Genomic DNA, 15,097 nt, shown 5'->3' with positions numbered 1-15,097 from the left:
GATATTAATAGTGAATTAAAAATGAGTTCTTTATTGAGATTATACAAGACAGAAATTAAGGATGGTTCGAATGAAAATGGGTCATGACAAAGGTTCCTGTAAATCAAAAATTGACACTGTTGAATAAAAATAGTTATTATATGAATGCCATAAATTATGATATAATTTGTTTAATATTTGGGGGTTGATAACTAATGAAATTGTCTAAAAGAATGTTATTAGGGTTAGTAGTTCTTGTTTGTTTTGTTGTTGTAGTATCTGGATGTACTTCAAGTAATAACACGACCGGTACAAACACTTCCAATTCAAATACGAGTAGTACAAACACTTCGAGTTCAAATGCATCCAGTTCTAATGATGTTAATGTTGTAGTAAAATATCCAGGTAGTTGGGCTGTTGATGTAAGTGGGACATTCGGATTTCGTTCACTATCCGGTACTGGAGATCAAACAACAAGTATAGGTGATGTATCTGGAGCTTTAACTGCAGCTGCCCGTAAAACCGAGGGTGGTAATGGCGTTCTAACAGTTTCAATAACTAAAGGTGGAAAAACACTCGCTTCACAAAGTACCTCTGCTCCATTTGGAGGGGCTACAGCAGTCGCAACAGGGATCTAATATTCATTCCCCCTTTTTTTATTTGCATGAATCCATTCATCGAAATTATACTAATGAATATTTTTTTTAATAAAATTTGAATAGTTATTTTAGGAATATTCATATATCACAGTCAGATTTTGTTATTTTAATGAAAATAGATATTATTGTTAAAAATTTTTTCAATTGATCATGAGATTAGTTTGGTTTCTTAATCCATAATATGGAATTTTGAGAGAGTACTTGATCAATACAGTTTAAGTGGGATTTGCAGTTAATTGAGAACAGAATTAAGTGAATTGTGTGATTTACCAAGGATTATTGTAATTTGATAATCTCATTATTGGTTTTAATTGGTATGGACAAATTGAATGTTGAGCCTTTTTCAGGTTCGGATTCTGCCCAAATTTTTCCTCTATGTTGCTGTATTATTCTAAGTGAAATTGCCAAACCAATACCTGTTCCATCATATTCTTCACGTGTATGTAGACGTTGAAAGATGGTAAATATTCTTTCTAAGTGATCTTTATCTATTCCAATCCCATTATCTTTAATAGAGAATACATACTCCTTATCTTTTTTAACTGCAGATATATGGACTTTAGGGATTTTGTTGTTGTATTTAATAGCATTGCTTATGAGATTTTGAAAGAGCTGTACCATTTGATATTCACTTGCATAGATTATGGGCAGTGAATCATAGGTTACAATGGCATTTTTATCTTGTATTTGTGTTTTTAAATTGGTTAAAACTGTTTCTACAATTTTTTCACTGTAAATATATTTGAATTCTCTTTCCTTACTTCCGACTCGAGAGTACTCTAATAAATCATTGATCATCATATCAAGACGTTTAGCTCCTTCCACTGCAAAGTTTATGAAGTCATTGGCATCTTGGTCAAGATCATTTGCATATCTTCTCTGTAAAAGTTGAAGAAAACTTGTAATCATACGTAAAGGTTCTTTTAAGTCGTGAGATGATACATAAGCGAATTGTTCCAGTTCTTTATTAGAAATTTCTAATTTACTTATAAGGTTTCCTAATTTAATTTCAGCCTTTTCATGATCGTTTATTTCAATGTTTAACATTTGATTAATACGGGCATTACGTTTTTCTAGTATTTTCTCTGCTTTTTTTTGAGCAGTAATATCGTGAATAACAGAACAAAGTACATTTTTACCTTTATAAGGGATTAAACCGCTATGAATATCTACATCACAGATGGTTCCATTGGATAAACGATGTTTAAATATAAAATGGTGTTCTTGTTTGGATACTGTTTTTTGCATTTTATCTTCTATTGAATCCAGATCCAAAGTATTAATATCTGATATTTTCATTTTTAGCAATTTTTCATAGTCATATCCATAAAAATTACAAGCTGCAGGGTTTGCTTCTATTATATTTAAATTAACTGGATCTATTAAGATCATGATTGTATGATTGTTGTAAAAGATCTCACGATATCGTTCTTCACTCTCTTTTAAAGCCATTTCAGTACTTTTAAGATCGCTAATATCTGTTATAGCTAATCTGAATTCTTTGAAATTTCCATTCCCATCTGGAACATACATGGTTTCAATATGGGCGTAAAATATATTATTATCCTTTTTAATGAGTTTGAGATCGATAGTATCATTAGTTCTAGTTTCCAGAACTTTCTGTAGGTGATGATAAAATTTGTTTTGATTATCTGGAGCAATATATTGAATAAATGCAGTTTTATTGAGGTTGAGCCTTTCAACACCTAATAATGATGCTCCTTTAAGATTTACCTCTAAAATAATCCCTTCTTTATCTAATGTAAAATATCCATCGGGTGCAAAGTTATATAGATCAAAATATTTGCGCTGAGAATCTTCCAATTTTATCTGGGCTTGTCTTAATTCTTCGTTTTGCATCTCCAATTCGACTTGGTGAACCTGTAATTCATGAAATAATTCATCAGTATCTTTGGACTGATTTATTTTATGATTATATTGTTTTTTAACTGTTTCTTCTGCTTTTTTACGCAGTTTTTCGAGTTCTATCTTGTCATCATCCATTTATTCTTCCCCATTACCTAAAATAAGAATAAATATCTTTATTTAGATATGTACAAATTAGTATATTACTTTTTCTAATTTAAATTGAATAATAATTTCAAATATCTATAATTTAGTTTCAATTTAATTTGATAGGTTAATATAAAGAGAACATTTCCCATATTGGATAATAAACACATTAGTCTGTTATTTTGTCAAATAATTTTTAATATATTTAATGTCCTATCCTGGCTAATATACCAATTTAGTGTACCTAATACTTCTATTTTAATAATTCAATTATAAAATACATTTTTTTTATTAATAATCGTGTATTTTCTTTTTATTAATATAGAAATTTTTAATAATAATTATCAACATAAAATTAATTAATATAATTTAATCATTGATGAGAATCAGATACAAATAAGAGGGCTTCTAACTAAGATGATCAAGCAGGTTTTAAACCTAAATTCCTTAACTTTACAAATTAAAACTATTTTTAGCTTTTAAATGATAATAGGGAGTAGGATATCCATGAGCGGAACAGATGAATGGAAGTTAGTTGAAAAAATATTGGGTAATGCATTAAATCAAGAGGATACCAAAAAATTGGTAAATGCATTAAAAAACTCTGTAAAACACGATTTTGAACAGATTTTAAAAGAATTCGTAAAAAAGATAAATGAACCAGTTGAAATTCTGCTAATAGGAAACGATCCAAAAATTATGCAGGAATTAATTGCAACATTTGGCAGATCAAAACTCACAACAAGCATCCGTTTTACAGGGAGTGTTGAAGAGGCCAGTAACATGATATTCCAACAAGGCGTTTACCAGGATTTTCCTATAGCAAATATTATAATATTTGATTTTGCAACACTACGTGGTGCGAGTGGATTGGAAAATTTAGAAAATATCATGGAAAAAAAGAGTATCATAAAAGATGTACCTGTGATTATTTTAACTGATGATTATGAAAAAGTGAAACATCTAGAGAAATATCATCCAGATCTATTCTTAACCAAGCCCAATAATTTCAAGGAATACCAAAATATAGTTGAATCCATAAAGGAATTCTGGCTGACCTATATCTACAACAAGGAGTAGAATTTCATAAGGTAACATACAGCATCATAATGTTTAAGAAATACTATTAATAGAATGCCATAATTCTATTTTTTTTATCCTTTGGATTTTCTAATTCAGTGATAACTATTTAAATATATTTGTTCCTGTTGGATTTAGTAGATTAATGTCAATTTGAATCTGAAATTCAGCTAGACAGAATATAAAATCAATTAAATGGGTTTAGTACCTAAAATCCGTTTGATATAAAAATTGCGGTTCTGAAAATATGTTAAACAATTTATTGATTATTCATGAAATTGTTAGATGTTTTTCAATCTATAACATCTTAATTCATCTCTTTTAGCCATAAACTATATTCATTATAACAACTAAAGAATTAACTATGTTACATATAATCATTAAATTCAATAATTGCTATACAAAACTGTAAAAGAGTGATACTTTCACAGTATTTTTTAAACATTATTCTTCTATACTGTGAACAGTTGGGGGGATGGTATGAAGTTGTTTTCAAAGTTTAATTCCTCCTTTATGATGTTTGTATGTTTCATAACATAATCAAGCATAAAGGAGGTGAAAAAGATTAGAAACCAAACAATTACTAAAAATGACAATTTTAACTCAATTAAAGATAATAAAGCTAAAATCATGGTCCCATTACTATTTTTAACCATGGTTTTAGTATTATCATTCACAGTAAACGATGTATCAGCTACTAATGCAACATCTAATAATGCATTAGTTTCTTCATCACACAATGTTGCAGTAACTAATACAGGACAATCTGTGGATTCACAGACAAATGTCCAGGCCAAATCAAAAACCAACACTTCCAAAACTAATAAAGCATCAAATTCTCTAACCACTAAAAATAATAATAAAATACCTGACCCACAGATTTATAGGAATGGGGCTCCTGTTGCGCGTGGAGGAAATCCTGTAGGATTCGTTTATCCATCTATTGCATCTGCAATTACAGTTGCTAATGCAGGGGATACGATTATGCTCGAAAATGGAGCAACCTTCCAGGAACATGGTCTAGTTATAAATAAAGATTTGAATTTTAATGTATTTAGCAACGGCCATGCAACCATAGATGGGCAGAATATTGGACAAATATTCCTCATCAGTAATGGAGCAACAGTAATTATCCAAAATTTGATACTTAAAAATGGGTTAGGAACTTTGGGTGGTGCAATCTACAATAATGGTACGTTAACCGTAAGAAATACCGTATTCCAGAATAATAGAGCTACACAGAATGGTGGTGCTATCTACAACGATGGAAGGTTAATCTATGATGCAGTTACACATACTAGCGAAACCGTAACCAAGAATGGTGGTACATTAACTGTTAATAACTGTACATTTACTGGTAACAGGGCATTGAATGGTGGAGCCATTTACAATTCGGGAACTTTAAGTATGAGTACAAGTACTACACTTACTGATTTTACCATAACTCAAAATGGTGGAACATTAAATGTAATTAACAGTGTATTTACCAATAACAGAGCAATTCAAAATGGTGGAGCCATAGCTAACGATGCAACATTTAATGTTGTTGGTTTTAGCACACTCACACGTACTGTTGTAACAAAAAATGGTGGAACAGCAACAATATCTGGAAGCACATTTATAGGCAACACAGCAAATAATGGTGGTGCCATAAGTAACCTTGCAGTCTTAAACACAGCTCAAAGTACACTCACAGGAACTGCTACAACAGGTACAACAGCACTCAATAGTGGAACAGTTACAGTAACTGATAGCGCAATAATAGGTAACACCGCAAACAATAATGGTGGAGCTATCTACAACGGCGCAAGAACTTCAGTCACAGCTACCACAATGACAGACTACACCATAAATAATGATGCAACAATAACAGCAAGATTCAATACACTGGCAGGCAACTCTGCATTAAGAGGTGGGGCTGTCTACAATGATGCAACCTCATCAGTAACTTCAAACACACTTACACGTACCACATTAAACAACGCTGCTGTAGCTACAACAACTGACAATGCGCTTGTAAACAACAATGCCACAACTGGTCGGGATATTGTCAATAACCAAGTATTAACTGACAGCGGTAATGTAATAACCGTTAGTTTCATAAATAATATTGGAACAGTAGATGCTCAGCGTAATTGGTGGGGTACTGTATCAGGCCCATTACCTGGAGATGTAGTTGGAACTGTGGATACATCAAACTTTTTGATTTATACCATGAATATAGTGAATACTGCCAGTAATACACATCCTAATGTGGGTCAACAGTTCCATTATACCATAATAGTGACTAATAACGGTCCAGACACAGCTACTGATGTGCAGATGATCGACGGTATACCAGATGGTTTAACCTTTAATAGTTTCACAGCTAGTCAGGGTACCTACAACCATGCTACTGAAATATGGAATATTGGAACACTTGCTAGTGGAGCTAGTGCAGTACTACAACTATTTGTAACCCCTACATCAAGTATTGCAGGTACGCTCGTTACAAAAAATGCAACGCTAATAAACACAAATGATACAAGTAGTGCAACTGTAACAGTACCTGGAACTCCGGTATCTGTTATATTAACCAAAACAGCCAGTAATTTAGCGCCTAATGTTGGTCAACAGTTTAATTATATCTTAACTGTAATTAACCACGGCCAAAATACTGCTACTGGTGTTCAGGTGACCGATATATTACCTGCTGGTTTAACCTTTAATGGTTTCACAGCTAGTCAGGGTACCTACAATAGTGGTACAGGATTATGGAATGTTGGTACACTGGTAAATGGTGCAGGTGCAATATTACATCTGTTCGTAACACCTACAGTTTCTACAGCCGGAACAACAGTAACCAACACAGCAACAACAACAGGACAAACAGCAAGTGCAACCGTAGTTGTGCCTACAACCACAGTACCTGTAGTTTTAAGTAAAACTGCAAGTAATTTAGCGCCTAATGTTGGTCAACAGTTCAATTATATTATAACTGCAACTAATAACGGCCCAGGTACTGCTACTGGTGTTCAGGTGACCGATATATTACCTGCTGGTTTAACCTTTAATAGTTTCACAGCTAGTCAGGGTACCTACAACAGCGTTACTGGATTATGGAATGTTGGTACACTATTGAATGGTGCAAGTGCAATATTACATCTGTTTGTAACTCCTGCACTTTCTGCAGCTGGAACAACAGTAACCAACACTGCTACAACCACAGGACAAACATTAAATGCAGTTGTAATCGTGCCTGCAAATAATATAGTTAATGTGGTATTAACCAAAACTGCAAGTACAACCACACCTAGAGTTGGTCATCAATTCCACTATACAATAACAGCAACTAACCATGGTCCGGGTACAGCGACTGGTGTTCAGGTGACCGATAAATTACCAGCTGGTTTAATCTTTAACAGTTACACAGCAAGTCAGGGTACCTACAACAGTGCTACAGGAATATGGAATGTTGGAACACTATTGAATGGTGCCAGTGCAACATTAAGACTCTTTGTTACACCTACAACTGCTGTAGTGGGTGAAACATTAACTAATGTTGCTAGAATAACTGCTATAAATGAATTCAATGTGAATACTAGCCCATTTGCATCTCAAACAGTTACTGTACTAAGTAGTGGTGGTGGAAATAATACTGCCAACACTGTTAATGCAGAAACCGAAACAATACCTATGCAAAAAACAGGTGTACCAATAGCTGGATTAATAGCAGCAATTCTGATGGTTCTTGGAGGAACAACATTACGTAAACTACAAAATTAACCACAAACCAAATCCTTTTCCCTATTTTTTTTTTAAGATAAAAATTAACAAAATCTAACAATCTAGTTTAATTGAAATATATTAATAAGACATATGGGAGGAAAAGCAATCAAATCCTTTTTTATTAGCATAACTACAAGAATTATACAATGTTGTCCAATCTAAATCATTCAAATAAATATGCTTAGATTTAAATCCATTCAAAAGCATGTAAACAACTGACAAAAATATATTCATTTATTAATTATTTTATCAATTTTCCGTACTGTTATATTGGTTATGTGATATACTTAATAAGTAGTACTAAACTTTTATGAAAATATATTCAAAAAAACCAGGAAAAATAATAAATTGGGGGATGATAATAAATGACAGACTTTTATATTATGGTTAATGAATCAGAGAAAGAATTTATTGACCCTATGAGAGTTGGTGACTACTCAAGAGATCGTGAACTAGATTTTATAGAAAGCTCAACCATTTTCTGGTATCTGATGGGTGCCCATGAAAATAAAGAACCCAATAACCAAAATACAATATATCATGGCAGATGGAATGGTAAAAAAATTCGATTAATAGGTAAAAAACACGACAAAAACCAGTATAACACCATAATAAATAACAATGAATATACAGACATCACAATCGAAGCACATAATGAAGTTGAAATCTGAGATTTATATTAACAGAGTATTAATACTATAAATTAATTGGGGAAAACTAAAATGGATGAAAACAAAAAAAAGAAAATCTTAAAAATGTTATCAAATGCAAAGAAGGAAAATCCAGAAAATCCTGTAGTATCTTCTAAAGATTTGGAAGAAAGTTTAAATATGGAAGATGATGAATTAGACTCATATATCCGAGACCTGAAATGGAGAGGATACATAGAATACGATGGTCCTGAGACCTATGATGGTCAGGATATTAAAATTACTCCTAAAGGTGAAAAATATTAAATAAGATTTTTTTTAATATTTTTTAAATTTTACTTTTAGATTAAAAAAATAGAATTTTATAATGGAATATAAATACTAATCCATAGGTATTTGCTATTATTTTGTAATAAAAACTAATTTATTTAAAATTTAAATAATCCTCTACTATAATATCAATTTGTTTTAAATTATTGTTTTTTTAGATGAGATATGGGTTTAATAATAGTACAATTCCCATTAAATCTTCTTTATTCTCAAAAACATAAATTTTACATATCTGTTTAGCACAAATAATAATATATATTTTAAATTATGGGTAAAATCAATGTCTATTAATTCTGGATCAGATCGAGTATATAAATCTATTTTTGAAAGTAGTTTGGAAGCTATTTTATTAACAACTACTAATGGAACTATTTTGGCAGCTAATCCCAAGGCTCAACAGATTTTAGGATATTCCGAAGAAGAATTACTCAAACTTAGCATATATGCGATTGTTGACACCGGTGAAACAAAATTAAATTTTATCTTCGAAAAAACTGGAATTACAAATAAATCAAGCCGTGAAATAACAATTATACAAAAGAACGGTGAAAAATTTAATGCTTTAATATCTTCCAATAATTTCAGGGATGAAGATAGTAATGAACTGATCAGTGTGGTCATTAAAGAAATAAAAGAAATAAAAAAACTGGAATTAGCCTTAGAAGATAGTGAAAAACAGTTTCATAAATTATTTGAAAATATGATCGATGGCTATGCCTATTGTAAAATGCTTTTTGATGAAAAAGGACGTCCAATTGACTGGACATATTTGGAAGTAAATAGAGCATTCGAACAATTGACTGGACTTAAAAATGTTAAGGGTAGAAGAGTCACAGAGGTAATTCCACAACTTAAAAAATTAAAACCAGACTTATTTGAAACATATGGAAGAGTAATATTGACCGGTATTACAGAGTCATTCGAATTATATATCAATCCATTAAAAATTTGGTTACATGTATCAGTATACAAATCTGGTGCTGATCAATTTGTATCGGTATTTGAAAATATTACCCATCATAAAGATGCTGAAAAAGAATTAATAGAATCTAAAAACCGTTTATTTGATATTATTGATTTTTTACCCGATCCAACATTTGCCATTAACAGTAGGGGAGAAGTTATAGCTTGGAATCGTACCATTGAGGCTATAACTGGATTTAAGGCCGAAGATATGTTGGGAAAAGGAAATTATGAATATGCTCTGCCAATTTATGGAATTAGAAGACCAATATTAATTGATCTTGTAACCGATCCCAATAAAGTCATTGAAAAGCAATATAGTAAAATTAAAAGATGGGAAGATGGTATTTATGGTCAGACAAACGCACCATTAAAGGGGATTAATCGTATCCTATGGGGAAAAGCAGTACCTCTTTATGATGACAAAGGCATTATTAATGGTGCTATAGAGGTAATTCGTGATATAACTGAAAGTAAAAAAGCGGAAAAAGAAGTTATAGACTCTCTGCATGAGAAAGAATTACTTATTAAGGAGATCCATCATCGTGTTAAGAACAATATGCAAATAGTTTCAAGCTTACTTAACCTGCAAACAAATTATGTAGATGAAAAGGAAACTGTGGATGTCTTAAAGGAAAGCCAGAATAGGGTAAGATCAATGGCCATGATACACGAAGAACTGTATCGATCTGGAGATTTAACTCATATTAATTTTGTTAATTATGTTCAAAATTTGATCCAAAAATTGTTATATGCGTATAATATTGATGCTACCATAATTAAACCGATACTAGAAATAGAAAATATAAATTTAAATATGGAAACTGCTGTTCCCTGCGGCATTATAATCAGTGAACTTGTATCTAACAGCTTAAAATATGCTTTTCCTAATGGAATGGCAGGAGAAATCTATATTTCACTCAAATCAAAAGAAGACAAATTTGAACTTGTAATACGTGATGATGGTATAGGACTACCTGAAAATTTTGACTTTAATAAACTAGATTCATTGGGTCTGCTACTTGTAAAGAATTTAACAGACCAGATTGATGGTGATCTTACAATCAATGTTACAACTGGAACAGAATTTATTATAAATTTTGAAGAATTAGAATATAAAACACGTATATAAAAACTATTTTGGAGTTAATAAAATGGTAATAAAGCTAAAAAGTTTTAGAATATTTAATGGTAAAGATGTAATATATGCAGTTGATAAGGCGGATAAAGAATTCCATGACTCATATAGTGGATTTTTTTCAAAGGATGACCCCAATGAAACTATAATAGATTCCTTGTTATTACACAGAGGAAATGATCAATTATTAGAAATAATTTATAAGAGTGGAAATAACAGGTTTTTAAATCTTAGACTAATACAAAGCTACAGCTATCAAGAGTTATCAAATAAATAAAAAATTTAATATCAAAATTGTTCAAATATTTTGATTTCGAATATAAGTTTTTTAATTAAATTGTAATGGATTGTATTTTTTTAAAAATAATAAATGAAAATAAAGATTTAGGGTTTTAAAAGTTCAATAAATTCTTTTTTAATAAAATAAAATACTCGGTAAAGTCTAAAGGTTAATTAATTTTATCCCAACCCTAATAATTCTTGGTTTTTTCTTCTGAATATTTTTGAATGATGGAAATAGCAATATCTACAACATTTTCCCCATTTTCAATTCTATTATTGAATATTGGAAACTGTTTGAGATATCTCCGTAACCTATCAGTATTTTCACTTTTTGGTAAATCTTCAAAGTTTGAATTACTTTCACTATTTTTAACTTCGGGTTCACAAATCATTTGGCCGTTACTATTCTTTTGAGTAACGAAATGAACATCATCTGGTTTAACATTGTTACGTTCTACTAACTTTAGAAAACTGTTTAAACCATTTTTTCTCGTTTCATACCATTCTGATGGGTTTACCCATTGTTTAATAAATGATTCTAATTTATTTATCTGTTCATTTGGTATTTTCATATTAACTCCTTTTATAAAATTATAATAACTTTCTATGAGGTTTTTTATATTTTAAATTTCTTAAAATCTCATTTCAAATCATTTTTGTGCCCCTCAAAAGATTATGTGTTCTTCAATTTCATAATACGTTTTAACAGGGTCATTTGGGCTTTCTATACTGTCATCCAATTCATTTTTTCTTTTTTCTGCTTCGATTTTAGTTGAATGTATTTCTAGTATATGTGGACATTCATTTGAATGTAAATTTGAATATGCCATAATTATATAACATAATTTCAATTAAAATCCCTCTTTTTTACAGTTAAAAACAAAAATAAATAAAAAAAATGTTTTATCGTGAAATTAATATTATTTTGAGGGTTTATTACACGAAAAATCTTTACATTTTTGATCTAAACTGATATAGATTTTATGTAATTTGCATTTTCCTGAACATTCATAGCCCCAATCATTTGAATGTTCACAATTTCCACAGCATTCTCCAGGACCTAAATTAATCTCTTTTTCAATTTTTATTGTTCTTATTTCATCGTCATAAAGAGGATCAGGGTTCTCGTTAGTATTACCTGTTAGAATGCCACACTCTGGACAGAATTTCTGATTTATTTCAATTTCGTTCCCACAGTTTTTACAATTAGACATCTTATCAATTCTCACTTTTTTTATTATTCCTTCCTTTAATCTAAGGATTTTGGGTTAAATCATAGATTTTACCCATATTTTTAAAAGAAATACGCTATAACTATTTATCATTTTCTTTGATAAAATTAAGGGGGTTTATTATAAATCCTTAAAGAATCTTTTTTGTTGTAATAGAACAATATTAAAAATTTACAAAAAATATTTCAAATTATCCTATATCATTTATTTCAAATCATTAGGTTAGAATAAACAATTTATATTTATTATATGGTTTTTAAAGTATTTAATATTCACTATTTTTTATTTATATTTTAAGAAATTTGTAGATAAAATAAAGCCATTAAATGATTAAAAAGAGAATTAATGTATAATAGTTACTTCATTTTTGTTTTTTTTAATAACCAGTCAATATTTTTATAGTATTCAAAAAGGAAAAAAATTTTAATGTTTTGCCTTTTGACCAGTAATTAAACCGGTAAAAGTTTTTTATCGTATAAATCGTTTAACACATTGCAAAACCTATATATACACCACTTGCACCGCATATAATTCCTTCGTAACCCGCAATAAATGTTATTGTCAGAGTTGGGCTGAAACTTTTTTTATAATTAATTATTTTTTTAGGTTCAAAGTTTTCTGGTAATGATTTTAGATTTACGTTTATCAAAATAGATTATTACTTTTCATACGCTCTAGGATTAGCGTAACATATTATAAAGACACCATTCAGTATTAGGTGATAAAATGGAATCTTTCAATGGGTATAAAAAAAATAGTCAAAAAGAATCAACCAGCTATTCACTTCAAGCTATAAAGTTTATGGATCCAGATATTAAATCTTTAGACTGTGAAACTGACGGATTATTGGACTTTGAAGTACAGATAACTTTAGATTCATTCCAAAAAACAAAAAGACTATAATTATTTAGTAAACAGGAACACCAAAATTAAAAGTTGTATTAGATCAGGGTTATAATATTTTTCCTCCAAATTATAACCCAATTTTATTTTTATACTATTATAAATTGAGTCTAACAATATTAATGGAAATATTTTGATTTAAAAAAAAATTTAACTTGTCCATATTACTTATGTTTTTATCTTAATGTTGGAGATTACCCCATGTGTTAAGGTGGGGATGAATCCAACTACTACATATAAATAATAGTTTAACAATAATTAATAGTATCGTATGCGATAACCAAGCATACTGCACTTAATCTAATCAGTACCGTAGGAACTACGGAAATTAAAGCTTCTCTGAAAAAAACCACATTAGTGGATTTAATGAAGGAAGAAGCTCCTTCCGAAAGGGAGGGGTAGTTCACATAACATGCGTTGGTAGCTAATTACGTAATTTAAATATTATTTTAATTTGAAGAAAATGGAATGAAATGGTTCAACTATATTTAATTTTTCGGGATATTGTAAAGTTAAATGTTGTACCTTTTCCAAGTTCAGATTCAACCCAAATTTCTCCACCATGTCTTTCTACGATTCTTTTACAGATTGATAGACCCATACATGTTCCTTCATATTCTTCTCTTGTGTGGAGCCTTTAAATATACTGAAAATTTGTTCTTGATACTGTGGTTCAATACCAATTCTCCATGCAACTATCAATTCTTCAGTGGTTACTTGAAGTTTCTCGTAGTGGATATTAATTTTTCATTTGAAGTTTTCACTAAGTTGTTGTTCCTTATCCAAAAGTTCTTGTTTCAAGTTTTCAGCCTGAGTACGTTCGGTAATATCATGCCCTACAATGAGAGCACCACCAAATGTATTATTCTTATAAATAGGCTTTATATCAAAAAGTACCCATTTTATATGTCCATATTATCAATAACTTTATATTCTATATCTTCCTCTATTTCCTCAACAGTTAATCCTTTTTAATCCGTTCTTCGAATTTTTCCTGCTCTCATCATCTAAAATATCAAAGGGAATTATTGCTAAAAGTTCTTCTTTAGAATAACTTAACAATTTGCTAAATGCTTCGTTTACACTTTTTGAAGTTTGGTCCTTAAAACCAATTTCATATATGGCTGTATGGGCATAGTTAACAAGATGTTTATGTTCTTCTTCACTTTTTTTGAGTGCCTTTTCCATATCTTCACGTTCGGTAATATCTAAAATAAGAACTACTCCATTAAAACAAGCTTCGTCAAGCAGGGCACATGCTTTTATTTGGTAGTTGTGTGCCGTCCTTATGGATATATACCTTTTCAAAAGGATTTTTATTAGCTCCATAGGCTTTAAGCTCCTTAATGAAATTTTCATCTGTATATCTATACTCTGCAGGGTCATTTTAAACCAATCTAGTTTACCATTTTCCAGTTCACTGCACGTGTAACCAACTATCTCAAGGAATTTATCGTTGGCATCAACGATCTTATTGTCCATATTCCAGTATATCACACCAAACAAACCTGATCATAAAATAAGCCAGATTCACATAATCTGCGAAATTTTTTCTCATAGTCACGTAAAACTTCTTCAAACCTGCTTATTTCTTTCCTCTATGGAGTGATAGGCTGATTGAGGGGTATTTGTTTTCTTTTTTCTCAGGTGGGATCGAATCTTTAATGTCAACAACCCTGTGGAGGATATATGCAACATTTCCATCTGCTCCTTGGACAGGATAATTGACAGCATTCCAGATCTGTTCTTTTAATTCATTTCCTTCTGTTTTGTACCAACATGGATTCTATTAAAAGTCATGTTTAGTTGGAAAATGGGACTAATAATATCCATAAACCCTTGGATTATCATAAAATAGATTAAAGACTTGATTTAGTATTAAATGATAAATTCAAGGGATATAAAAGATATTTTTTTCGATGATTTTTATATATTTTTGAGAAAACATCATCAAAATGATTGTCTTGATTTGAAAGTACTTTTATAATTGAAATCAAAAAAACAATATACAATAAAAAATAGATTGAAGATATATAATTGAAGAGATATAATTGAAGAGATATAATTGAAGAGATATAATTGAAGAGATATAATTGAAGA

The 15,097-nt window shown here is 30.3% G+C and carries 14 protein-coding genes; 8 read left to right on the top strand and 6 right to left on the bottom strand.

The window, feature by feature from the left end:
• Nucleotides 1-194: 194 nt before the first annotated feature.
• Nucleotides 195-617, top strand: coding sequence for a hypothetical protein (locus K8N75_RS05315; protein WP_223791078.1), 423 nt, complete (start codon nt 195-197; stop codon nt 615-617).
• Between the two features lie 297 nt (nt 618-914).
• Here K8N75_RS05315 and K8N75_RS05310 read toward each other — a convergent pair whose 3' ends face one another.
• Nucleotides 915-2,642, bottom strand: a complete 1,728-nt coding sequence (locus tag K8N75_RS05310; RefSeq protein ID WP_223791077.1) for a PAS domain-containing sensor histidine kinase — start codon at nt 2,640-2,642, stop codon at nt 915-917.
• A 516-nt stretch (nt 2,643-3,158) separates the two neighbouring features.
• On the opposite strand from K8N75_RS05310, the gene K8N75_RS05305 reads away from it, so the two are divergent.
• The 6 genes from K8N75_RS05305 to K8N75_RS05280 all read left to right on the top strand — a co-directional run bounded on the left by K8N75_RS05305 (nt 3,159) and on the right by K8N75_RS05280 (nt 10,857).
• The gene (locus K8N75_RS05305) at nt 3,159-3,731 is read left to right on the top strand and encodes a response regulator (RefSeq protein ID WP_223791076.1); all 573 of its coding nucleotides are present in this window, start codon (nt 3,159-3,161) and stop codon (nt 3,729-3,731) included.
• 630 nt (nt 3,732-4,361) lie between these two features.
• Nucleotides 4,362-7,496: a DUF11 domain-containing protein gene (locus K8N75_RS05300; RefSeq protein ID WP_223791075.1), complete on the top strand. Its 3,135-nt coding sequence runs from the start codon at nt 4,362-4,364 to the stop codon at nt 7,494-7,496.
• A gap of 368 nt (nt 7,497-7,864) precedes the next feature.
• Nucleotides 7,865-8,170, top strand: coding sequence for a hypothetical protein (locus K8N75_RS05295; RefSeq protein ID WP_223791074.1), 306 nt, complete (start codon nt 7,865-7,867; stop codon nt 8,168-8,170).
• A gap of 51 nt (nt 8,171-8,221) precedes the next feature.
• Nucleotides 8,222-8,455, top strand: coding sequence for a hypothetical protein (locus tag K8N75_RS05290; protein ID WP_223791073.1), 234 nt, complete (start codon nt 8,222-8,224; stop codon nt 8,453-8,455).
• Between the two features lie 304 nt (nt 8,456-8,759).
• Nucleotides 8,760-10,574, top strand: a complete 1,815-nt coding sequence (locus K8N75_RS05285) for a PAS domain-containing sensor histidine kinase (protein ID WP_223791072.1) — start codon at nt 8,760-8,762, stop codon at nt 10,572-10,574.
• A gap of 22 nt (nt 10,575-10,596) precedes the next feature.
• A complete protein-coding gene (locus K8N75_RS05280) occupies nt 10,597-10,857 on the top strand; it encodes a hypothetical protein (protein ID WP_048190413.1) in 261 nt (86 codons plus the stop codon).
• 193 nt (nt 10,858-11,050) lie between these two features.
• Here K8N75_RS05280 and K8N75_RS05275 read toward each other — a convergent pair whose 3' ends face one another.
• The 3 genes from K8N75_RS05275 to K8N75_RS05265 form a co-directional block, all read right to left on the bottom strand.
• Nucleotides 11,051-11,434 carry a hypothetical protein gene (locus K8N75_RS05275; RefSeq protein WP_223791071.1) on the bottom strand — a complete coding sequence of 128 codons (384 nt, stop codon included), beginning with the start codon at nt 11,432-11,434 and terminating at the stop codon, nt 11,051-11,053.
• A 93-nt stretch (nt 11,435-11,527) separates the two neighbouring features.
• Entirely contained in the window at nt 11,528-11,713 is a 186-nt protein-coding gene (locus K8N75_RS05270; RefSeq protein WP_223791070.1) for a hypothetical protein, read from the bottom strand.
• A gap of 69 nt (nt 11,714-11,782) precedes the next feature.
• Nucleotides 11,783-12,076 carry a zinc-ribbon domain-containing protein gene (locus K8N75_RS05265; protein ID WP_223791069.1) on the bottom strand — a complete coding sequence of 98 codons (294 nt, stop codon included), beginning with the start codon at nt 12,074-12,076 and terminating at the stop codon, nt 11,783-11,785.
• 744 nt (nt 12,077-12,820) lie between these two features.
• Between K8N75_RS05265 and K8N75_RS05260 the strand changes: the two genes are divergently transcribed.
• Nucleotides 12,821-12,997, top strand: a complete 177-nt coding sequence (locus K8N75_RS05260; RefSeq protein ID WP_223791068.1) for a hypothetical protein — start codon at nt 12,821-12,823, stop codon at nt 12,995-12,997.
• A gap of 478 nt (nt 12,998-13,475) precedes the next feature.
• Here the strand turns inward: K8N75_RS05260 and K8N75_RS05255 are convergent, their stop codons facing one another.
• Nucleotides 13,476-13,598, bottom strand: a complete 123-nt coding sequence (locus K8N75_RS05255) for an ATP-binding protein (RefSeq protein WP_275952389.1) — start codon at nt 13,596-13,598, stop codon at nt 13,476-13,478.
• 353 nt (nt 13,599-13,951) lie between these two features.
• The gene (locus tag K8N75_RS05250; RefSeq protein WP_223791067.1) at nt 13,952-14,479 is read right to left on the bottom strand and encodes a PAS domain-containing protein; all 528 of its coding nucleotides are present in this window, start codon (nt 14,477-14,479) and stop codon (nt 13,952-13,954) included.
• Nucleotides 14,480-15,097 lie beyond the last annotated feature (618 nt).

Origin of the sequence: Methanobacterium spitsbergense, from assembly GCF_019931065.1 — an archaeon.
Lineage (GTDB): Archaea > Methanobacteriota > Methanobacteria > Methanobacteriales > Methanobacteriaceae > Methanobacterium_B > Methanobacterium_B spitsbergense.
The sequence above is the reverse complement of the archived record's forward strand: the minus strand, read 5'-3'. Positions and strand labels throughout refer to the sequence as shown.